General features: G+C 72.8%; 18 protein-coding genes. 13 read left to right on the top strand and 5 right to left on the bottom strand.

Annotation, left to right across the window (positions count from 1 at the left end; all coding sequences use genetic code 11):
- The 3 genes from E4U92_RS37285 (at position 1) to E4U92_RS33555 (ending at position 1,620) form a co-directional block, all read left to right on the top strand.
- Positions 1-387, top strand: a complete 387-nt coding sequence (locus E4U92_RS37285; RefSeq protein ID WP_373311705.1) for an SDR family oxidoreductase — start codon at positions 1-3, stop codon at positions 385-387.
- 63 nt (positions 388-450) lie between these two features.
- A complete protein-coding gene (locus E4U92_RS33560) occupies positions 451-1,020 on the top strand; it encodes a hypothetical protein (RefSeq protein ID WP_137304224.1) in 570 nt (189 codons plus the stop codon).
- Positions 1,021-1,161: 141 nt separating this feature from the next.
- The gene (locus tag E4U92_RS33555; protein WP_137304223.1) at positions 1,162-1,620 is read left to right on the top strand and encodes a DUF4383 domain-containing protein; all 459 of its coding nucleotides are present in this window, start codon (positions 1,162-1,164) and stop codon (positions 1,618-1,620) included.
- A gap of 52 nt (positions 1,621-1,672) precedes the next feature.
- Here the strand turns inward: E4U92_RS33555 and E4U92_RS33550 are convergent, their stop codons facing one another.
- Complete coding sequence (locus E4U92_RS33550) at positions 1,673-2,662, bottom strand: S66 peptidase family protein (RefSeq protein ID WP_137304222.1); 990 nt, start codon at positions 2,660-2,662, stop codon at positions 1,673-1,675.
- Between the two features lie 191 nt (positions 2,663-2,853).
- Between E4U92_RS33550 and E4U92_RS33545 the strand changes: the two genes are divergently transcribed.
- Positions 2,854-3,453, top strand: coding sequence for a hypothetical protein (locus E4U92_RS33545; RefSeq protein ID WP_229863330.1), 600 nt, complete (start codon positions 2,854-2,856; stop codon positions 3,451-3,453).
- Positions 3,454-3,524: 71 nt separating this feature from the next.
- On the opposite strand, the gene E4U92_RS33540 is transcribed toward E4U92_RS33545, so the two are convergent.
- A complete protein-coding gene (locus tag E4U92_RS33540; RefSeq protein WP_137304221.1) occupies positions 3,525-5,549 on the bottom strand; it encodes an ATP-binding protein in 2,025 nt (674 codons plus the stop codon).
- Between the two features lie 65 nt (positions 5,550-5,614).
- A complete protein-coding gene (locus E4U92_RS33535; RefSeq protein WP_137304220.1) occupies positions 5,615-6,115 on the bottom strand; it encodes a cupin domain-containing protein in 501 nt (166 codons plus the stop codon).
- Positions 6,116-6,252: 137 nt separating this feature from the next.
- On the opposite strand from E4U92_RS33535, the gene E4U92_RS33530 reads away from it, so the two are divergent.
- Complete coding sequence (locus E4U92_RS33530; protein ID WP_229863333.1) at positions 6,253-7,236, top strand: helix-turn-helix domain-containing protein; 984 nt, start codon at positions 6,253-6,255, stop codon at positions 7,234-7,236.
- 122 nt (positions 7,237-7,358) lie between these two features.
- Here E4U92_RS33530 and E4U92_RS33525 read toward each other — a convergent pair whose 3' ends face one another.
- A complete protein-coding gene (locus E4U92_RS33525; protein WP_137304219.1) occupies positions 7,359-7,862 on the bottom strand; it encodes a MarR family winged helix-turn-helix transcriptional regulator in 504 nt (167 codons plus the stop codon).
- Positions 7,863-8,144: 282 nt separating this feature from the next.
- Here E4U92_RS33525 and E4U92_RS33520 point away from each other — a divergent pair, with 282 nt between their 5' ends.
- The 3 genes from E4U92_RS33520 (at position 8,145) to E4U92_RS33510 (ending at position 10,879) form a co-directional block, all read left to right on the top strand.
- Positions 8,145-8,801 carry an NAD(P)H-dependent oxidoreductase gene (locus tag E4U92_RS33520; RefSeq protein WP_168725253.1) on the top strand — a complete coding sequence of 219 codons (657 nt, stop codon included), beginning with the start codon at positions 8,145-8,147 and terminating at the stop codon, positions 8,799-8,801.
- 158 nt (positions 8,802-8,959) lie between these two features.
- Positions 8,960-9,904: an NADP-dependent oxidoreductase gene (locus E4U92_RS33515; RefSeq protein WP_137304217.1), complete on the top strand. Its 945-nt coding sequence runs from the start codon at positions 8,960-8,962 to the stop codon at positions 9,902-9,904.
- Positions 9,905-9,928: 24 nt separating this feature from the next.
- A complete protein-coding gene (locus tag E4U92_RS33510; protein WP_137304216.1) occupies positions 9,929-10,879 on the top strand; it encodes an alpha/beta hydrolase in 951 nt (316 codons plus the stop codon).
- On the opposite strand, the gene E4U92_RS33505 is transcribed toward E4U92_RS33510, so the two are convergent.
- Positions 10,866-11,807, bottom strand: coding sequence for an AraC family transcriptional regulator (locus tag E4U92_RS33505; protein WP_137304215.1), 942 nt, complete (start codon positions 11,805-11,807; stop codon positions 10,866-10,868). The two genes, E4U92_RS33510 and E4U92_RS33505, sit on opposite strands and share 14 nt — an antisense overlap.
- Positions 11,808-12,348: 541 nt before the next feature.
- Here E4U92_RS33505 and E4U92_RS33500 point away from each other — a divergent pair.
- The 5 genes from E4U92_RS33500 to E4U92_RS33480 all read left to right on the top strand — a co-directional run bounded on the left by E4U92_RS33500 (position 12,349) and on the right by E4U92_RS33480 (position 20,708).
- Complete coding sequence (locus E4U92_RS33500; protein WP_137304214.1) at positions 12,349-15,660, top strand: LamG-like jellyroll fold domain-containing protein; 3,312 nt, start codon at positions 12,349-12,351, stop codon at positions 15,658-15,660.
- 185 nt (positions 15,661-15,845) lie between these two features.
- A complete protein-coding gene (locus E4U92_RS33495; protein ID WP_137304213.1) occupies positions 15,846-16,925 on the top strand; it encodes an ABC transporter substrate-binding protein in 1,080 nt (359 codons plus the stop codon).
- Between the two features lie 77 nt (positions 16,926-17,002).
- Positions 17,003-18,721: a sugar ABC transporter ATP-binding protein gene (locus tag E4U92_RS33490; protein WP_137304212.1), complete on the top strand. Its 1,719-nt coding sequence runs from the start codon at positions 17,003-17,005 to the stop codon at positions 18,719-18,721.
- On the top strand, positions 18,718-19,686 hold the full coding sequence (locus E4U92_RS33485; protein ID WP_137304211.1) for an ABC transporter permease: 969 nt from the start codon (positions 18,718-18,720) through the stop codon (positions 19,684-19,686). The genes E4U92_RS33490 and E4U92_RS33485 overlap by 4 nt, the downstream gene beginning before the upstream one ends.
- Complete coding sequence (locus E4U92_RS33480) at positions 19,683-20,708, top strand: ABC transporter permease (protein WP_137304210.1); 1,026 nt, start codon at positions 19,683-19,685, stop codon at positions 20,706-20,708. The genes E4U92_RS33485 and E4U92_RS33480 overlap by 4 nt, the downstream gene beginning before the upstream one ends.
- Positions 20,709-20,714 lie beyond the last annotated feature (6 nt).

Raw genomic sequence — 20,714 nt, 5'->3', positions numbered from 1 at the left:
CTGCCGCCGGGTGGGCCCCCGTTCGCGCGCGTCAATCCCTGCGCCGCGTCGTTCAGCGTCTACGCCGCCACCAAGGCCAGCCTGCGCTCCCTGACCCAGAGCCGGGCCGCGGAACTCGTCACCCGCGGCATCCGCGTCAACGCCGTCGCGCCCGGACCGGTCGAGACGCCGGGCCTCACCGGTCTGGCCGACAGACCCCGGGCGACCGAGCAACTGTCGGCCGTACGAGGACGGCGCCCCACGTGGTCAGGGCAGAGCGCCGACCTCTCCGGTCGGCCGTACGCGGACGGCGCCCCACGTGGTCAGGGCGGAGCGGCGGGCGCTGCGCCCTGGCGCGGGCCGCCCGTCCGGCTCACCCCGAATGGCGGAGCCGTCCGCCGTCGGTGACCGTGGAGGTATCGGACGGCCCACTCGTCCGTACTTCCCCTCCCCCGCTGAAGGAGCACCGACATGTCCGAACGCAACACCGTCATCCGCAGCCTGCACGACCTGGGCCTGGCTGCCTGGTTCGGCGGATCGCTGATGGGCGCGGTCGGCCTGAACGGCGCGGCCAAGGACGAGGGCGGAACGGATACCACCACCGACCGCATCTCGTCGTCGGGCTGGGCCAAGTGGACCCCGGTCAACGCGGCCGCGATCGGCGCGCACCTGTTCGGCGGGGGCGGGCTGCTCGCGGTGAACGCGCAGCGGGTCGCCAGCCAGCAGGGCGTGGCTGCCTCCACCGCGGCCAAGACCGCCGTCACCGCCGCGGCCCTCGCCGCCACGGCCTACGCGCGCGTCCTCGGCAAGAAGATCGAGCTGGCCTCGTCGACCGACCCGGACGACCTGGAGAAGGCACGGAAGCACCCCGTGGACCTGCCCAAGGCGCGGCGGCAACTGGCCTGGGCACAGTGGGCGGTGCCGGCGCTGACCGGGTGCCTGGTGGTCCTGAACGCCCTGCACGGCGAGCAGCAGCGTCCCAGCGAGCAGGTCCCCGGCATGTGGGAGCGCGCCCTGTCCGCGACCCACATCACGGGATAGGGGCCGACCGCCGCACCGCAGAGCGGCCCCCGGCGTCCCCCAGGCCGTCCGTCCGGTCCCGGCATGCCCAGGACGCCGAGGGGCACTCGCGGACAGCTAGGAACGGGCACCGGGCCCCTCCAGCGCTGCACAGGGAGTCCCATGTCCACGCACGCACGCGCCCCGCACACCACCCGCACGCCCGTCCAGCAGGCCGCCCTGATCGTGGGAGCGGTGTTCCTGCTGGTCGGCGTGCTCGGGTTCGTCCCGGGCATCACCACGCACTACGGCACGATGGAGTTCGCCGCCCACCACTCCGAGGCCAAGCTCCTGGGCATCTTCCAGGTGTCCGTCCTGCACAACCTCGTGCACCTCGCCTTCGGCGTCGCCGGCCTGGCCCTGTCGCGCACGGCGTCCCAGGCACGGCTGTACCTGCTCGCCGGAGGCGCGATCTACCTGGTGCTGTGGCTGTACGGCATGGTCATCGACCGTGACAGCGCGGCGAACTTCGTGCCCATCAACACGGCCGACAACTGGCTCCACTTCCTGCTCGGCCTCGGGATGATCGCGCTGGGCGCGCTGCTCACCCGCGGACGCAGCACGACGCGCGCGGCCGTGTGACCGGGCTCCTGCGGGAGTGACCGGGCTCCTGCGGGCGTTCCGGCGCCGGCACTCAGCCTCGCTCGACCGCCGGCTCGAGCAGGGTCAGCGTCCGCCCGTCGGCGTCCACGTCCGCGCGGACGCCGATGGGCAGCGGCAGGTTCGGTGAGGTGTGTCCGAAGTCGACCTGGGCGAGGACCGGGATGTCACGCGGGCCCAGCACGTCGAGCACCACGTCCCGCAGCTCCGCGTGATCGCCGACGCCGTCGTGGGGCGTGACCTCGGTCGGGATGCCGACCACCATCCCGGCGATCCGGTCCAGCACCCCCGACAGCCTCAGCGCCTGCAGATCGAGCCAGATCCGGGAGACCGGCCGCTGCAGCTCCTCCCAGAACAGGACGGCGCCGTCGAACAGCTCGGCGGGCGGCGCGAACGGCGTCGCCCCGAGCAGGACCAGGCGGTTGAGCAGACCGCCGAACAGGGGGCCCTGGGCGCGGCCCGGCCGCCAGGTCTCCCAGGTCCCGTTCGCCGGCAGCGCGCCCGGCGCCTCGGCCTCGGTGAGGACCCGCGTGTAGAGGTCGACGAGTTCCGACCGGCGGGCCTCGTCGCCCAGCGTGTACCAGTCGCTGCCGAAACCGTGGGTGGCGATGTCCGCGTGGAAGCCGACGAGGCCGGTCTGCGCGTGCAGGGCCATGTGCAGCAGCGAGATGTCGCTGTAGCCGATGATCGGCTTCGGGTCGGCGCGGATCGCGTCCAGGTCGATCAGGTCGAGGTAGCCGATGGTCGCCTGTCCGCCGGTGTGCGCGACGACGGCCCGTACCTCCGGGTCACGGAGCAGGGCGTTGAGCTCGTCGGCCTGCTCCGCGGGCGTTCCCGCCGCCCACCAGCGGTGCCGCGCCGGGTCGACGATCGGGCTGACCCGCACCCGGAACCCCATCCGCTCGAGGATCGCCACACCTCGGGCGAGCAGCGGCTCCTCCCCCGGCTCGAGCTGACCCGAGAGCGCGGTCACGACCACGAGATCGCCGGGACGCAGGGCACGGGGCCGAAGAACCGCAGGCATGACGCCTCCTCCTTGTTGGTGATCATTGGTGATCGTCGGTGATCAACACTGGCGGGCAACACGACCCGCTCCGCCGAAATTCCGTACCCGCGCAATGATCACACCGGCCGGCCCCGAGCGGGGGCGGGCCAGGCCCTCCGTGTCGGTGGCAGCCCGTAGGGTGCGCCCAGCATCTCGGAGGAGGGACTGTCGTGGGATTCTCGGGTCACCTGGTGTTCGCCCGCAGCGGCCGACCGCTGCTGGAGGCTCCCCTGTTCGCCGGCCTGGACGAAGAAGCCAGGGCCGGCGTGGCGACGTGGGAGGCACGACCGGGCGGCTGGCAGACGCTCCAGTTCGCGTACGAGACGTGGGACGACGCGGACCTGCCCGCCTTGGTCGAGTGGAGCGGGGGGCCGGCCTGTGCCGCGCACGTCTCCGACAGCGATCTGGCGCTCGTGACCGGGCTGGACGCCGCCGGCCGGCGCTGGCAGGCGTGGCTCGACCTGGACCTCGCCGCCAGGCTGCTCGCCGAGGAGCCCGAAGACCTCGAGGACCAGCTCCTGTGGCTGGAGACACCGGATTTCCACGACGCGGTCGGGCGGAAGCGGGCGGAACTCGACGCGGAGATCCCCGCCGACGCCCAGGGTGCGGTCGCGTGGGCCTCGACCGCCGGTCTTTCCGTGACGCCACAGCCGGGCCGGATCGAGGAGTTGCTGCGCTCCTCGCACGACGGCCCCGTGGAGGACTTCTTCAGCACCCTGCTCGACGGACTGGGCTTTCCCCGGGCCACCCCACTGCCGACAGCACCGTAGCGACGACGTACGGCTGCCCAGGAGCGACGTACGACGGCGTCGGGGAACGCCGACAGGACGGCGCCATCGGGTCAGCCCTCCACCGCCGCCGACCCGCTACCCCGCAGCAGTTCTTCGACGAGCCGTTCCTTGGCCAGGGCGAGGTGGCGGCGGTAGGTGCCGTAGGGCACGCCCAGGCGGCGGGCGGCGCTCCGGTGGGTGCGGGAGGCCGTGATGTACGTGGCGGTGAGGGCCTCGTGGGCCTTGACGCCCGCGGGGTCGGTCTGGATCGCGTCCAGGGCGGTGAGGACGGCGTCGCGCAGGTCCGCGACCGGGTCGGGCGAACCGGGCGGCACCAGCGGGGAGTTCAGCAGGACGCTGGTGGCGAACGCGCGGGGTGTGTGCCAGGTGCGCAGCGCCTCCAGCACGCCTTCCGTGAACGCCGGGCGCGGCGTCCGGCTGCCGGAGTCACTCGTGGCGGAGGCCGGGGGCCACGTCGTCACGGGCGTGCTCGTGCTGCGGGCGCGGTGTCGGACCCACTGGTCGACCGTCTGCCGTCGCCAGTCCCGGCCGAAGACGTGCTGCCGCCGCCCGCCGACGTCCACGGTCGCGAGCTGCGGCATGCCGGCCTCGGCGAGGTAGCGTCCCCAGCGGTCGGCGTCCTCGAAGACGGTGAAGGTCACCGCGCGTCCCCGGGCGCGCATCTCCTCGCCGATGGTGCGCCGGCTGATGAGCTCCATCAGGGGCGAGGGCCGCTGGTGCCCGACGGACTGCACCGCGAAGCGGCGGATGCCCAGGTGCTCGCCCGGCCCGAAGGGTGCGTCCCTCTCCACGAGGTCCCAGACGGCCGCGATCACCGGGTCCGCGGCGCGGTCCTCGGGACGTGGCGCGTCCAGCCGCAGGACGGCCATGAACGACACGGGCACGCTGGAGCCCGCGTGGCGGTGGACACGGAACGCCTCCGGCTGGCGGACCACCCAGTGCGCGACCGCCGCCGCCGATGCCGGGCCTTCCGCGTCCTCGGCCATGCGCACCAGGCCGGGCACGTCCTCGGGCCGGAGCGGCGTGTCCTCGATGTGGGGGTGGGCGCGGTAGTCGTACAGGTGGTCCGGGCCCCCTCGGCGGCGGAAGAGGAACATCCACTCCGCGACCCGCAGCAGCGCGTCGTCGTCGGTCGCGGCGCGGACGGCCTGCAGGGCGGCGAGCGAGATGCGGACGCGGACCTCGTCGTAGCGCTCGGGGTCCCGCCAGCGCAGGTCGGCGGCGAGGGTCGCCCGCACGGCGTCGTGCGGGTGCAGCCCTTCGGGTGTCACCTCCACGTACGGCTGTTGCCGCAGCCAGGGGAACACCGTCTCGGTGTCCTCGTCGCCGAGGACCGCGCGCAGCAGGGGCTCCCGCGTGACGTAGGCCTGGGCGACGACCTCGAGGGCACGGCGGTGGACGGCGCTGGGCAGGTCGCCCACCAGCCGTTCGACCAGGGTCGTCAGCACGTCGCCGGTCGGCTCCCACGGGGCGCCGGGCGCCGCGGCGGGCACGGAGGCGGCCAGCGAGAGGGCGAGCGGACTGCCTCCGGCGAACGCGACGAAGGCGCCGCGCTGCTCGGCGGGGACACCCCGGGCGGCCAGCAGCGCGTGGGACCCGCCGGCGTCGAGCGGCCGTACGGCCGACGCGGTGAACAGGTGCGCCCAAGCGGGGTCGAGCGTCCACTCGGCGTCGGGGGCGCCCCGGCCGGCCAGGATCACGAGCGCGTGGTCGGCGAGCCGCGGCAGAAACGTCTCGCGCAGCCACGCCTCCAGGGGCCGGCACTGCTCGAAGGTGTCGATGAGCAGCACCGTTCCGGGTTCGGCGCACGCCGGAGCCGCGGCCTCCGCCAGCCGACGCGGATCACCGTCGAGGAACCGGCCGTCCACGTGCACCACGCGGCGGCCGGTGCGTGCGGCCTGCCACGCCGCGTAGCGCAGCAGCGCGGACTTGCCGATGCCGCCGGGGCCGTGCAGGTAGGCCACGAGCGGTGCGTCCGCCGCGCCCGTCAGCATCCGGTCGAGCAGCGCCCGCTCGGGCTCCCGTCCCACCAGCGCACCGGCGCGCGCCGCGGCCAGCCGGGCGGCCAGTCCCACCGCTGCCGATCGGCTCTCCCCGGACAGGGCCACGGCAGGGCTGCCGGTCGTGCCGGCCCCGCGGGCTACAGGAACTCGCTTCGGTAGGTGGAGGCCAACTCGGCCGCGCGGCGGCGGCGTTCGGCGAGCTCCTCGTCCGACAGCCGCGGCGGCGGCGCGTCCTTGCCCTCGACGACGTCGCCGATGCGCAGGAAGTACTCGTCCTGCCCCGCGGGGGTGCACATGCACAGCATGCGGGCCGGCGCACCGGAGACGTTGCGGAAGTGGTGCGGGGCGTTGGCCGGGACGTTGATCGTGGACCCGGCCCGCACCGTGTGCTTCTCGCCGCGGAAGGTGAACTCGATCTCGCCCTCGAGGATCGTGAACATCTCCTCGAAGTCGTGCCGGTGCGGCGGCGGCCCGCCCCCGTCGGGCACACGCATGTCGATCAGGCAGTACCGGCCGTTGGTCTGCTCACCGGTGACCAGCATGGCGTACGTGTTGCCCACGAGTGAGACGTACGTCGTGCCGGGGTCGTCGGGGTCGGCCACGGTCAGCGATCGGGACAGGTCGTCGTCGGGAAGCATCGCGGTCCTCGTCTCAGGCGGCGGTAGATCATTTACGTCGCGGTACGCCAAGGGTAGGAACGGCCCCACGGAGAAAGCATGTACGTTGGCGACACCAGATGGGACACCGGCGACACGTTCACCGGCGCGGAGGACACATGAGCAGCAGACCGCGATTCCTGGGTCCGGGCGGCCGAGTGGGTACGTTCACCGTCGACGCCGACTCCACGGGCAGCGGCCGCGAGACGTGGGAGTCGTTCACCGACACCTGGACCGACCGCATGGGGGACCTGTACCCGCTGCCGGAGTTCAGCGCCGCCACGGTCGAGGGCTTCCGGGGGACGATGCGCTCGGTGACCCTGGAGGACACCGCGGTCAACGAGTTCCAGGGCTCCTCGTCCTTGAGCACCCGGGCCGTCGGTACGCACGAGCACGACCACATCAGGCTCTACGTCGGGCTGCGCGGCGCGTTGACCCTGGAGGACCCGCACGACCAGGGCGGCGACGCCCACGTGCCGGCCGGCACCTACTTCATGCACCACGTCGTGCAGGAGAACCACTTCCACTCCACGCCCGACAGCGCCAACCGCATCTTCATCTTTCCCGGCGACGCCCTGCGCTCCCTGGTCTCCGGCAGACCCCGCGCGGGGCAGGCCGATTCGCCCGCGGCGCAGGTCCTCATGGCGCACACCACCATGGTCCAGCGGACCGTGGGCCACCTCGGCCCGGCCGCAGCGCACGCGTCCCGCAACGCCCTGATCGAACTGGCCAGGGGGCTGGTCCTCGACCACTTCGACGACCGTGAGCCCGCCTTCACTCCGGCGCTGGCCCAGGCGGCCAGGGACCTGGCCGACGCCCGCCTCGCCGACGCCGACCTCTCCCCCGCCACGGTCGCCGCCCACCTGCACGTCTCCCTGCGCACCCTCCAACGGGCCTTTGCGCGCGGAGAGGAGTCGTTCAGCACCTACATCCGCCGTCGGCGCCTGGAGGAGGCAGCCGCGGCGCTGACCGCTCGCGGAGCACGCCTCACCGTCTCCGAGGCCGCCGCGCGCTGGCACTTCACCGACAGCAGCCACTTCATCCGCGCGTTCAGAAGGCAGTACGGGGAGACACCGGCGCACTTCGCACGCCGACAGAGCTGACAGGGCCGACAGGGTCGGCAGGTCGACAGGGCTAGTAGGGCCCTACTGGGCCGACAGGGGCCTCCCGGACCGCCGCCGCCCCCGTGGCCCGCCCTGCGCTTCGCGCCCCGCGCCCGCCGCGCCTATGCCCCACCCTTGCGGCGGCGCGACGCGGCCGAGCGGGGCGGCGTCGCGCGCATGTGCTCGCGTACCGGCGCCAGCAGGCCGGCGAGGGCGCTGACCTCGTCGTGCGAGAGCGGCGCGAACAGGAGGCCGCTGACCACCTCGACATGCCCGGGCAGCACCTTCGCGAGCAGCTCACGCCCGGCGTCGGTGAGGGTGACGGTGACGCTCCGCTCGTCGTCCGGCGAGGGAGCGCGGACGACGAGTCCCTCCTTCTCGAGCAGGCCCACCTGGTACGTCAGTCCGCTGCGGCTGTAGACCACCCCGTCGGCGAGGTCGGTCATGCGGTGGCTGCCCGTCGGCGAGTCCCCGAGGCGGGCCAGGAGCTGGAACTGCACGTAGCTCAGGTCGCCGCTCTCGCGGAGTTGCTGCTCGACGGCGTGCCGGAGCAGGCTGGTCACCTCGATGAGGTCGAAGTAGGCACCGAGCTGCACGGGATCGAGGGACGGCGGCGCATGAGACATGCCCGGATTCTACTGCTTCGAATTCGAAGAGACGTAGGGTCCCGGGCGTCCTGGGTGAGCAGCGTTGAGCCCTACTGAGCACCGCGGCGCATGGAGACCGGGCAGCGCTGCGACGCAGGGTGGGGGGAAGAAGGACGGCGCCGCCGCCCGCACATCCCGAGGACCTGCCATGGGCATCCCCCGCCTCGCGCACCGTGAGGACCAGCAGCAGCACAAGTGGTCCGGCGGCGCCCCGCCCGACGCCGGGGCGGCCGGTGGGCGCGGCGTGACCCCGGGACCGGGGTGAGCACCGCCGCGTGGAGCCCGGTGGCCCTGGCCGTCGTGAGCGCCGGTGTCGGCCGTCCGGGGCCGACGCGCCTGCTCGCGGACCGCGTCGCGGAGGCCGTGTGCCGGGCGCTGGCGGCCGGCGGCGCGCGGGCCGACGTGGAAGTGGTGGAGCTGCACCGGCTCGCGGTCGACCTCGCCCACCACACCACCCACGGCCGCGTCGGCCTCGACCTGCGCGAGGCGATCGCCGCGGTCGTGGCGGCCGACGGACTGGTGGTGGCGACCCCGGTGGTGGCCGCGTCGCCGAGCGAGGTGTTCGACGCGTTCTTCGCCGTCCTCGGGGACGGGGTCCTCTCGGGCATGCCGGTGCTCCTCGCGCTCAGCAGCAGCTCGTGGCGCCGGCCGCCCGGCCTCGTACGGGTCGTGCGTGGACGGCTGACCGACGTGCACACGCGCCCGGTGCCCACGACCGTCTTCGCCGGCCCCGCCGACCCCTCCGTCCCCACCGACCCAGCCGGCCCCGCCGACCCCTCCGTCCCCACCGATCCCTCCGACCGGCAGCCCACGGCTCCCGGCGACGGGGACGAGAGCGGGGACGGGGACGGCCTGCACGCCCGCATCGACCGAGCCGCCTCCGAACTGGCGGCGGCGATGCGCGCGCACCGGCGATGACCGACCCCACTTGCTTCGAATTCGAAGCAGAGGTAGTCTCCTCATCAGTTGCTTCGAATTCGAAGTAACCGGGCCGCTGCAGCACGCAGCACCCCCGGCCCCCGCTCCACCTCCAACCTCCAGCTCCAACTCCAACCGCAGTGAAGGTGTGAACCGACATGAAGGCAGTGCGTTTCCACGAGTACGGCGACCCCGGCGTCCTGCGTCACGAGGACGTGGAACAACCCGTCCCCGGCCCCGGCGAGGTCCGCGTCCGCGTCGCGGCGACCTCGTTCAACCCCGTCGACGCCAACATCCGCGGCGGCTTCATGCAGGGCCCCATCCCGGTGGCGCTGCCCCACACCCCCGGTATCGACGTCGCGGGCACGGTCGACGCGCTCGGTGAGGGCGTCGAGGGCGTGGCGATCGGCGACGACGTCGTCGGCTTCCTGCCGATGAACGGCCCGGGGGCCGCCGCCGAGTACGTCCTCGCGCCGGCCGAGGTGCTGACGGCGGCGCCCAAGAGCGTCCCCCTGGCCGACGCCGCCGCGCTGCCCCTGGTGGGCCTGACCGCGTACCAGGCACTGTTCGAGCACGGCGGGCTGGCGGCCGGGCAGCGCGTGCTGGTCAACGGCGCCGGCGGCGCGGTGGGCGGCTACGCCGTCCAGCTGGCCAAGAGCGCCGGTGCCCATGTCATCGCCACGGCCAGCCCCCGCAGCGGCGAAGCGGTCAGGGCCGCCGGCGCCGACGAGGTCGTCGACCACACCACCACCGGCCTGACCGCGGCGGTGACCGAGCCGGTCGACCTCGCGCTCAACCTGGCCCCGGTCGACCCGGCCGAACTGGCCGCGCTGCTCACCCTGGTCAAGCCCGGCGGCGTCCTCGTGAACACCACGGTGTGGATGCCCGCCCCGAGCGACGAGGAGCGCGGGGTGCGCGGCATCGACCTGTTCGTCCGCAGCGACGCCGGCCAACTGGCCGAGCTCGTGGCGTCGGTCGACCGTGACGAGCTGCGCGTCGACGTCGCCGAGCGCCTGCCGCTCGCCGAGCTGCCCGCGCTGCACGCCCGGGCCGCCGAGGGCGGCGTGCACGGCAAGGTCGTCGTCGTCCCGTCCGCCGTCTGACACCTCCACCGAAAGGACAGGGCCATGGCACTCAGCCTGGACCTCGAGATCGCCGCGGCGCTGGCCCCGATGGCCGGTGCGATGGCGGCGGCCACCCCACCGGCGGTGGGCGACGTCGCGGCCCGCCGCGCCCTGTGGGAGCCGATCATCGGCGCCGCGGGGACGGCGCAGCCGATCCCGGCCGACGTCGTGACCAGCGAGCACCACGCGACCGCGGACGACGGCGCCCGGATCAGGATGCGCTGGTACGCCAAGGAAGGCGCGGACGTGGGCGCCGCCGTGCTGTTCTTCCACGGCGGCGGGTACATCTTCGGCCACATCGACCTGTTCGACGGGCCCGTCGCCCGCTACGTCTCCGCCAGCGGCGTGCCGATGCTGTCGGTCGAGTACCGCCGGGCCCCCGAACACCCCTTTCCCACTCCGCTGGAGGACGCCTACGCGGCGCTGCGCTGGCTGCACGGGCACGCCGCCGAACTCGGCGTCGACCCGCGACGGATCGGGGTGATGGGCGACAGCGCCGGGGGTGGCATGGCGGCGGCGCTGACGATCCTCGCCCGTGAACGCGGCGGCCCGGGGATCGCGCGCCAGATCCTGCTCATGCCGATGCTCGACGACCGCACCGGCACCCCCGACCCGCACATCGCGCCCTACCTGCTGTGGTCCTACGACGACAGCCGCACCGCCTGGCCGGCGCTGCTCGGTGAGGCCGCGGGCGGGCCCGACGTCCCGGCGACGGCGGCCCCGGCCCGGCTCGAGGACGCCACCGGTCTGCCGCCCGCCTACATCGAGGTCGGTCAACTGGACGTGTTCCGCGACGAGGACACGGCCTACGCCATGAAACTCGGCCGGGCCGGGGTGCCGGTGGAGTTCCACCTGCACCCCGGCGCCCCGCACGAGTTCGACTCCATCGCCTACGACTCGGACGTCGCCCGGCGCGCCCTCGCCGACCGAGTCCGGGTCCTCAGGTCGATCTGACCTCAGGTCGATCGGGCCTCAGGTCGATCCGACCCCAGGTCGGTCCGACCTCGGGGCGGGGGGCGGTGCGGGTCACGGGTATCCACAACTGCGCGTCGGACCGGGCCGGGTCGTCCCGGCACGGCCGGGTGCGCAGGATCTCCGGACCCGGCCGGTACTCGTAGGGGTTGGACGGGACCCAGTGGGCGGCCACGTCGGCCCACATCTGCTGCAGTGCCTGCGGGAAGGGTCCGGTGTTCTCGAACACGGCCCAGGTGCCGGCCGGGCAGTCCAGTACGTCGAGGTCCGCGGGCACGTCGGCCGCCCCCGTCACCACAGCGTGGTAGTGGTCGAGTGCGCCGCCCTCCTCGAAGTCGTCCGACAGTCGTACGGTCGCCGACACCAGCCCCTCGGGGTCCTGGTCGGAGAGGCCGGTGATCCGCCGCGTCGTCTCCGGCGGGATGCCGCGGAGGAACTCGGCGATGTGCGGGTTGACCCCCTCGTACACCAGCGGGACCCGGGCCTTCTTGCCGACGACCCGGAAGGCTTCCTTCGTCACGATGCGGTAGCGCATGGAGCTGTTCCCTTCGACGGTGAGGCGGAAGGACAGCCGGGGTTGCGAGTTCACCGCGGCACCGGTCCGCCGCGCCTCCCCCGGGCCGACACCGTGGACGGCGCGGAACGCCCGGGCGAACGCCTCCGCCGAGCCGTAGCCGTGGCGGAGCGCGACCTCCAGCAGGGTCCCGTCGCCGTCCAGCACGTCCGCCGCCGCGACGGTGAGCCGGCGCCGGCGGACGTACTCCGAGAGCGGCATCCCGGCCAGTGACGAGAACAGTCGCCTGAAGTGGTACTCCGACGTGAGCGTGATCCGCGCCAGCGCCGACACGTCGACGTCCCCGCCGAGGTGACGCTCGATGTGCTCCATGGCCTCGTTCAGCCGTTCCAGCACCCCTGACCTCCTCTTTCCCCTCACCTTAGGAGGGGCCGAGGCGGCCGCACCCGACATCCTGTGCCCGCTCCGGTCGGGTGACGCGTTCACCGCGGACCGGGTCCCGACCTGGGCGTTCCCACCGGTACCCGGAAGCACGCCGGTCGGCGGCAGTGCCGTCAGTCGTACCCGTACGGGCACCGCGCGCCAGGACCGGCGACGCGGGCGGAACGGTCAACGCCCTGGACAGGCACGACATCACCCGCTCTACAACGTTGGAAACCGGTACGGGCCTCATGACAGCACGCCCGGTGTGGCCGTGTCCAGATCTGTGCGGTCCCCGCCCCCCTCAGGGGACTAAACACCCCGCGAAGTGCCACCAACTTGTCCGTGCACAGGGTCTGGACAGGTTCCCGGGCCCCTGCTTTCATGCTGCCCGCGCCGATTTTTCCAACGTTATACAAGCCAGCTCCCGGTGCTCCCGGCGGTCCTGTCTGCTGCGGAGCGTCGTCCGGCGCACCAGGTTCAGGCGTGAGCGTTTCCCGTCGCGGAAAGGGTGAGCATGAGCCCAGGCAGAACCCGAATACCCCTCCTAGGTCGTGTCCGCGGCCGACTCGTCGTGCTGCTGCCGCTGTTGCTGGGAGCCGCGTTGCTGACGCCGGCCCCGGCCGGTGCCGCGCCGACGGCGGCTTCCCCGGCCCCGGCCGCCGCCGACGGCCTCGGCCTGCGCGGCGACTACTACCGGATGTCCAGCGCCACGGCACTGGACTTCGCGTCGTACACCGGCACCCGCATCGACAACTCCCTCCACGTCGACGACCTGTTGCCCACCCTGCGCACGTACGCCGGCACCACCGACAACGTCGCCGTGCGCTGGACCGGCCGGCTGGAGGTGCCCGCGGACGGCGCCTACACCTTCTACATCAAGGGCGACAACGGCTTCCGGATGTCCCTCGACGGGACCAGTGTGATCAACCACTGGACCACCGACTGGGACGTCCAGACCACCTCCGAGGCGATCACCCTGACCGCCGGACTGCACGACCTGGTGGTCGACTACAACCAGGGCAACGGCGGCGCCTACCTGCACACCGAGTGGTCGGGCCCCGGCTTCGCCCGCCGGCCGCTGCCGGACTCGGCACTGCACCTGCCGGCCGGCTTCGCCCCGGCCGACGCCAAGGCCACGGTCGGCAGGACCGGGCGGACCGCCACCGTCGAGCTCCCCTCCGCCCTGGCGTCCGTGCCCGCCGACGCGGCCGCGCACCTCGCCGTGGTCTCCGGGGGCACCCTGTGGCACCCCACGGTGGCCAAGGACCCCAAGAACCCCGCGGCCCTCGTGGTCACCGCCGGCAAGGACGACACCCCCGTCTCCCTGAACGCCGACGTGCGGGTCAGCTACGACGGCAAGGGCGGCATCACCACCGCGCAGGGCGGCCTCGGCCCGTTCTCCGTCGTCGCGCAGAACGACTCCACCTGGTACTTCGCCACCCCGTGGGCCAAGGACGTCTCCGCCGACAACGCGCTGCCCGAGTACCCGCGGCCGCAGCTCACCCGCAAGAACTGGCAGAACCTGAACGGCACCTGGCAGTTCCAGGCGACCGCGCAGGACGCCGCGCTCCCCACCGGGAAGCTCACCGGGAAGATCCTGGTGCCGTACCCGATGGAGTCGGGTCTGTCCGGTGTGGCCCGGCACCACGACTGGTCGCTGTACCAGCGCACCTTCACCGTGCCGCACGGCTGGAAGGTGGGATCGGGCAACCGGCTGCGGCTCAACTTCGGTGCCGTGGACCACGAGACGTGGATCTACGTCAACGGCAAGCAGGTCGCCCACCACGTCGGCGGCTACGAGGAGTTCAGCGCCGACATCACCGACGCCCTGTCCCGGCGCGGGCAGCAGACGCTGCTGGTGAAGGTGAAGGACACCACGGACGACAAGTACGCCGTGGGCAAGCAGTCGGCCGCTCCGAGCGGCATCTGGTACACACCGACCAGCGGCATCTGGCAGACCGTCTGGATGGAGCCGGTCCCCGAGGCGGCCGTCGACTCCCTGGTCCTCACCCCGGACCTGAAGGACGACTCGCTCTCCGTGACCGTCCGCCCCACCGCGACCACTCCCGGGACCGCGAAGGTCACCGCCACCGCCTACGCCGGGAAGCGGCCCGTGGGCTCGGTCACCGGCCGGGTCGGCACCGCGCTGCGCGTCCCGGTCAAGAAGCCGCACCTGTGGAGCCCGGACGACCCCTACCTGTACGACCTGAAGGTGACCGTCGACGGCGGACGCTCCGGCAAGGACCGGGTCGCTTCCTACTTCGGCATGAGGTCGATCGAGGTCGCGCCGGTCGGCGGCGTGAACAAGATCCTCCTCAACGGCAGGCCCACCTTCGTGATGTCCACCCTGGACCAGGGGTTCTGGCCGGACGGCCTGTACACCGCGCCCACCGACGAGGCCCTGAAGTCCGACCTGGTGGAGCACAAGAAGCTCGGCTTCAACGCGGTGCGCAAGCACATCAAGGTGGAGCCCGCACGCTGGTACTACTGGGCCGACCGGCTCGGCCTGATGGTGTGGCAGGACATGCCGAGCCGCATGACGGCCGCGGCGGGCACACCGGAGACGCAGACCTGGATCGACCAGGCCCACGAGATCGTCGACCAGCACCTCAGCACCCCGTCGATCGTCATGTGGACGATCATGAACGAGGGCTGGGGCGAATGGAGCAAGTCCGCCACCGGTGAGCTGGCCGACGCGGTGAAGAAGCAGGACCCGTCCCGTCTGGTGGACGCCCACTCGGGAGTCAACTGCTGTGCCTCCAAGGGCGATTCCGGCCGCGGTGACGTCATCGACTGGCACGACTACCACGGTCCGGCCAACCCGGCTCCCGACGCCGCCCGCGCCGCGGTCGACGGGGAGCACGGCGGCTACTCGTACGTCGTTCCCGGCCACATCCTCGGCACCGCCGGCGGCCAGGACTACGGCGACGCCGCCACCAGCACCGAGGAGCTGACCAAGGCGTACGTGGAGAACACCAGGAAGCTGATCCAGCGCGCCTCCTGCGGGCTCTCCGGTTCGGTCTACACCCAGATCACCGACGTGGAGGGCGAGCTGAACGGCCTGCTCACCTACGACCGCAAGGTGGTCAAGGTCCTGCCCGGCCCGGTCCGGGACATCAACCGGCAGGTGATCGCCGCCGGTGCCGCGTCGGGCGGGACCGACGTCCCGCCGGGCACCCCGGGCCTGTCCGGAGTGTCCTGGTGGCCGCTGCACCAGCAGTCCGGCACGGTCGCCGACGACGTCGCGGGTGGCCACGACGGCACCCTCAAGGGCGGCGCGACCTGGACCGCCGGCCCCCACGGCGGCGCGGTCCAGCTCGACGGCAGCACCGGCTACGTCGACGCCGGCGCGCCCGTCCTGGACACCGAGAAGGGCGACTACTCGGTGGCCGCGTGGGTCCGGCTCGACGACAAGGGCCACTTCAGCACCGCGGTGTCCCTCGACGGCGACCGGAACAGCGTCTTCTACCTGCAGTACGCGCAGGCCGACAAGCGGTTCGCGTTCAGCTTCGCGGGCAGCCGCGCGCTGGCGAACACCATCGGTGAGCCGCAGACCGGCAAGTGGTACCACCTGGTGGGCAGTTACAGCCACCGCGACGGCACCCTGCGGGTCTACGTGGACGGCACCGAGGCGGGCTCCACCCGCGCCTGCAACGCGGAGGTGCCCGCCGGGAACCTGGTGATCGGGCGCGGCAAGTACAACGGCGCCCCGGTCGACCACTGGGCCGGCGCGCTCGCCGACGTCCACGCCTACGACCGTGCCCTGAGCGCGGCCGAGGTGGCCTCCCTGGCCGCCCGCGAACCCACCGCACCCACCGGGCGGTGACCCCGTGAGGGAGGTCCCCGGCCCGCTCCGGGGACCTCCCCCTCCGCCCCGCCCCCTCAGCAGCCCAGCACGCCGCGTCCCGCACCGCGGCACCCGCGGCCGGCCGTACGACGTCGCCACGCTGTCGCCGCGTCGTCGGCCCCGCCGCCCCACAGACGCCCCACCACGCAAGGAGCCGCACCACCATGACCACCTCGCGCAGATCCCGTCTCGTCACCGCCGCCTGCCTCGCCGCCACCGTCGTCCTCGCCGCCGGCTGCGCCAAGGAGGAGGGCGACGACAAGGCCTCCTCCGACACCGGCCAGGGCGCCCAGGTCGTGCAGACCCCGTCCGCCGACCCGGGCACCGGCTGCACCCTCAAGACGTACGGCGCCACCAAGATCGACCTGAAGAACGCGGTCGTCGGCTTCTCGCAGTCCGAGAAGGAGGCCAACCCCTTCCGTATCGCCGAGACGCAGTCCATCAAGGACGAGGCCGCCAAGCTGGGCGTCAAGAAGCTGCTCACCACCAACGCCCAGTCCCAGCTGCCCAAGCAGATCAGCGACATCCAGGACATGCTGGCCCAGGGCGCGCAACTGCTCATCGTGGCGCCGCTGAACTCCGACGGCCTGGAGCCCGCGCTGCAGGCGGCCGCGGCCAAGCATGTGCCCGTGATCACCATCGACCGCAAGCTCAACGCCACCGCCTGCAAGGACTACGTGGCCTTCCTGGGCTCCGACTTCGTCGAACAGGGCAAGCGCGCGGCGGACGCGATGATCAAGGTGACCGGCGGCAAGGGCAAGGTCGCGATCCTGCTCGGCTCCTCGGGCAACAACGTCACCACCGACCGCACCAAGGGATTCGTCGACCAGCTCAAGGCCAAGGCCCCCGGCCTGCAGATCGTGGCCCAGCAGACCGGCGAGTTCGCCCGGGACAAGGGCCAGCAGGTGATGGAGCAGCTCATCCAGTCCAAGCCGGACATCACCGCCGTGTACGCGGAGAACGACGAGATGGGCCTGGGCGCCGTCACGGCCCTCAAGGGCGCCGGCAAGCAGCCCGGCAAGGACGTCAAGATCATCTCCATCGACGGGACCCGCAACGCCGTCCAGGCGCTGGCCAACGGGCAGTACAACGGGGTGATCGAGTCCAACCCGCGGTTCGGGCCGCTGGCCTTCGCCACCGCGCAGAAGTTCTTCGACGGCGGGGCCATCCCGGAGAACGTCATCATCTCCGACCGCGCCTACGACGCGTCCAACGCCAAGAGCTCGCTGTCCGGAGCGTACTGACGGACCCTCAGGCTGCCGGGCCGCTCACGACCGGGGCGGCCCGCTCCCCGCTGACCCACCGAGGGAAGGTCGAACCCATGGCACCATCCGAAGCGGCCATCGCCACACCGCACCCGGGCGCCGACGGCGCCGCGCCACCCGCCGTCCTCGAGGCCGTCGGCGTGGGCAAGCGCTTCGCGGGCGTGGTCGCGCTCGACGACGTCTCCCTGACCCTGCGCCGCGGCGAGATCCACGCCCTGGTGGGCGAGAACGGCGCCGGCAAGTCCACCCTGATCAAGGTCCTCACCGGCGTGCACCGCCCCGACAGCGGCGAGCTGCGCCTGGGCGGGGAGCCGGTGTCGTTCGCCCGGCCGCACGAGGCGCAGCAGGCGGGCGTGTCCACGATCTACCAGGAAGTCAACCTCGTCCCGATGATGAGCGTGGCGCGGAACATCTTCCTGGGCCGCGAGCCCAGGAACCGGCTGCGCCTGATCGACTTCCCCCGTATGCACCGGGAGGCGGCCGACCTGCTGGCCGACTTCGGCGTGACGGCGGACGTCCGCCGCCCTCTGAACACCCTGGGCGTGGGCACCCAGCAGATGGTGGCCCTGGCCCGGGCGGTCTCGGTGCAGGCCCGGGTGGTGGTGATGGACGAACCGACCTCCGCGCTCGAACCGCGCGAGGTGGAGACCCTGTTCCGGGTCATCGAGGACCTGCACAGCCGGGACATCGCCATCCTCTACGTCAGCCACCGCATGGACGAGCTGTACCGGATCTGCGAGCGGGTCACCGTGCTGCGCGACGGGCGGCTGGTGCACACCGGCGACCTCGCCGGGCTCGACCGCACGCAGCTCGTCTCGATGATGCTCGGGCGCGAGGTGTCCGAGGTGCGGCGGCACGGCGTCACCCGGTTCGGTGGCGCGCACGACGCCGCCCGCGAACCGGTCCTCACCGCGGAAGGACTGAGTCGCCGTCACCTCCTGGACGAGGTGTCGCTGCACCTGAGGCCGGGTGAAGTCCTCGGTCTGGGCGGCCTGTTGGGGTCCGGGCGCACGGAGACCGCCAAGGCCCTGGCGGGTGCCCTGCCGCTGGACTCCGGCACGGTGTCGGTGGGGGGCCGGGAGCTGCGCCGCCTGTCGCCCGCCGCGGCGATCCGCGCCGGTATCAGCCTGCTGAGCGAGGACCGCAAGGCCGAGGGCATCGTGCCGGGCCTGTCGGTGCGGGAGAACATCGTGCTGGCCGCGATGCCCCGCCTGTCCCGGTCCGGGATCGTCTCCCGCAAGCAGCAGGACCGCATCGTGGAGATCTTCATGGAGCGGCTGCGGATCAAGGCGTCAGGTCCCGAGCAGAAGGTGGAGGAGCTGTCCGGCGGCAACCAGCAGAAGGTGCTGCTGGCCCGGTGGCTGTGCCTGGAGCCCAAGGTGCTCCTGCTGGACGAGCCCACCCGTGGCATCGACGTCGGCGCCAAGGCGGAGGTGCAGGCCCTCATCGACGAACTCGCGCAGGAGGGGCTCGCCGTGCTGCTGATCTCCTCGGACGTCGAGGAGCTGGTGGAGGGCGCCGACCGGCTGGTGGTGCTGCGGGGCGGCGCGGTGGCCGGTGAGCTGGCCGGCGACCTCGTCAACGAGGCCGACCTGCTCGACGCCCTGGCCGCCCACACCCCCGAGCCCTCCGCCCCCGCCTCCGAGCCGGCCGCGTCCGGACCGCCCGCGTCCGGACCGCCGACGTCCGGGCCGTCCGCCCCCGGGCCGTCCGCCTCCGAGCCACGCGTCGACGCGCCGCCGTCGGCGCCGCACACAGACAAGGAGCAGCCATGACCCAGTTGTCCCCGGCCCTGGGACGTCGTGCGGTCCGGCTCGCCGCACCGGCCTGGTTCCAGAAGTACGGCGTCTACACCGCGGTGGCCGCGCTGCTCGTCTACAACGCCGCGTTCACCGACCACTTCCTGACCGCCGCGAACCTGCGCACCCAGTTGGTGCAGGTCGCCCCGGTCGTCATCGTGGCGCTCGGCATGGCCCTGGTCATCGGCACCGAGGGCGTGGACCTCTCGGTGGGCTCCACGATGGCGCTGGCCACGGCACTGCTGCCGCTCTACCTCGGCTACGGCATCGTCCCGGCCCTGCTCGTGGCGCTGGTGGCCGGTGTCGTGGTCGGCGCGGTCAACGGCACCCTGGTCGCGGTGGTGGGCCTGCAGCCCATCGTGGCGACCCTGGCGCTGTTCGTCGGCGGCCGGGGGCTCGCCCTGGTGATGGCCGACGGACAGCTCAAGCAGATCGAGAACGCGGACCTGCTGGCGCTGGGCAGCGGAGAGGTGCTGGGCATCCCCGACGTCGTGCTGATCGCCGGTGTGCTCGCCCTGGTGGTGGCCGGGGTCGTCCACCGCACCACCTTCGGCCGGCAACTGGTCGCGGTGGGCGGCAACCGGGCCGCCGCCCGGCTCGCCGGGCTGCCCGTCACCCGCGTCCTGATCGGCGTGTACGTCCTGTGCGGCGTCCTCGCGGCCCTCGCCGGCGTGCTGGCCACCGCCCGGCTCACCGCGAGCGACCCCTCCGCGCTCGGCAATCTCATGGAGCTGTCCGCGATCACCGCGGTGGTGGTCGGCGGCACCCCGCTGACCGGCGGCTCGGTACGGGTGCTGGGCACCGTCACCGGAGCGCTTCTGATGCAGTTGCTGCGGGCCACGCTGGTCAAGCACGACCTGCCGGACTCCACCGCCCAGATGGCCCAGGCGGCCATCATCCTCGTCGCCGTCTACGTCGCCCGGGAGCGTCGGTCCCGATGAAGTCACTCACCACTGCCCCGAACCTGCCGGCACCGCCCCGCCCGACGCAGGCCACCGCCCCCTCCGCCACCGGCCGGGAGCGGTTCGCCTCGCTGCTGCAACGGCACGGCGCGTTCGCCGTGCTGGTGGCCCTCGTCCTGGTCTCCACGTTCGTCTTCCCGTCCTTCGGCACCCTCGACAACGCCCAGAACGTCGCCGTCCAGGCGTCCTTCATCGCCGTCGTCGCGCTGGGCATGACGCTGGTCATCATCACCGGCGGCATCGACCTGTCGGTCGGTTCGGTGTTCGCGCTCGGCGGCGTCCTGGCCGCCTGGGCCTCGCAGTACGGCTTCTGGGCCGCGCTGCTGCTGCCGCTGGTCGTCTGCGGCGCCATCGGCACCCTGAACGGCCTGCTGATCGCCCGCGCCGGCATGGCCCCGTTCATCGTCACCCTGGCCACCCTGCTGGGCGCCCGGGGCCTGCTGCTCGCCCTCACCCACGAGGGCGCCACCACCTACCTGGTGCCGCGCGACTCGGCTTTCGCCGAGCTGGGCCAGGGCACGGTCGGCGGCTTCGGGTACCCGGTGCTCGTCGCGCTGGCGCTGTTCGCCGTGGGCGGGGTGGTGTTGCAGCGCACCTCGTTCGGGCAGTCGCTGTTCGCGGTGGGCGGCAGCGCCGACGCGGCGACCCTGATGGGCCTGCCGGTGGCCCGCACCCGGGTCCTGGTCTACCTGGTCAGCGGCCTGCTGGCGGGCTTCGCCGGCGCCCTGAACGCCGCCCGGCTCTCCTCGGGGGTGACGATCATCGGCTCGGGCATGGAGCTGGACGCGATCGCCGCGGTCGTCATCGGCGGCACGCTGCTGACCGGCGGGGCCGGCTCGGTCAGCGGCACCCTGTGGGGTGTGCTGCTGCTCGCGGTCATCCAGAACCTGATCAACCAGATAGGCTCGCTCAACTCGTCCTACCAGTCCGTGGTCAGCGGCGGCTTCCTCATCGTGGTGGTCGTGGCCCAGCGGTACCTTGCCCGGGCACGCCGCACCTGATGACAC

Source organism: Streptomyces galbus (genome assembly GCF_005280195.1).
Lineage (GTDB): Bacteria > Actinomycetota > Actinomycetes > Streptomycetales > Streptomycetaceae > Streptomyces > Streptomyces galbus.
The sequence above is the reverse complement of the archived record's forward strand: the minus strand, read 5'-3'. Positions and strand labels throughout refer to the sequence as shown.

Bases quoted from the DNA above. Each gene is read 5' to 3' on its own strand.
- E4U92_RS33560 (WP_137304224.1), top strand. From the start codon at position 451: ATGTCCGAACGCAACACCGTCATCCGCAGCCTGCACGACCTGGGCCTG.
- E4U92_RS33555 (WP_137304223.1), top strand. From the start codon at position 1,162: ATGTCCACGCACGCACGCGCCCCGCACACCACCCGCACGCCCGTCCAG.
- E4U92_RS33550 (WP_137304222.1), bottom strand. From the start codon at position 2,662: ATGCCTGCGGTTCTTCGGCCCCGTGCCCTGCGTCCCGGCGATCTCGTG.
- E4U92_RS33535 (WP_137304220.1), bottom strand. From the start codon at position 6,115: ATGCTTCCCGACGACGACCTGTCCCGATCGCTGACCGTGGCCGACCCC.
- E4U92_RS33530 (WP_229863333.1), top strand. From the start codon at position 6,253: ATGAGCAGCAGACCGCGATTCCTGGGTCCGGGCGGCCGAGTGGGTACG.
- E4U92_RS33525 (WP_137304219.1), bottom strand. From the start codon at position 7,862: ATGTCTCATGCGCCGCCGTCCCTCGATCCCGTGCAGCTCGGTGCCTAC.
- E4U92_RS33515 (WP_137304217.1), top strand. From the start codon at position 8,960: ATGAAGGCAGTGCGTTTCCACGAGTACGGCGACCCCGGCGTCCTGCGT.
- E4U92_RS33510 (WP_137304216.1), top strand. From the start codon at position 9,929: ATGGCACTCAGCCTGGACCTCGAGATCGCCGCGGCGCTGGCCCCGATG.
- E4U92_RS33500 (WP_137304214.1), top strand. From the start codon at position 12,349: ATGAGCCCAGGCAGAACCCGAATACCCCTCCTAGGTCGTGTCCGCGGC.
- E4U92_RS33495 (WP_137304213.1), top strand. From the start codon at position 15,846: ATGACCACCTCGCGCAGATCCCGTCTCGTCACCGCCGCCTGCCTCGCC.
- E4U92_RS33490 (WP_137304212.1), top strand. From the start codon at position 17,003: ATGGCACCATCCGAAGCGGCCATCGCCACACCGCACCCGGGCGCCGAC.
- E4U92_RS33485 (WP_137304211.1), top strand. From the start codon at position 18,718: ATGACCCAGTTGTCCCCGGCCCTGGGACGTCGTGCGGTCCGGCTCGCC.
- E4U92_RS33480 (WP_137304210.1), top strand. From the start codon at position 19,683: ATGAAGTCACTCACCACTGCCCCGAACCTGCCGGCACCGCCCCGCCCG.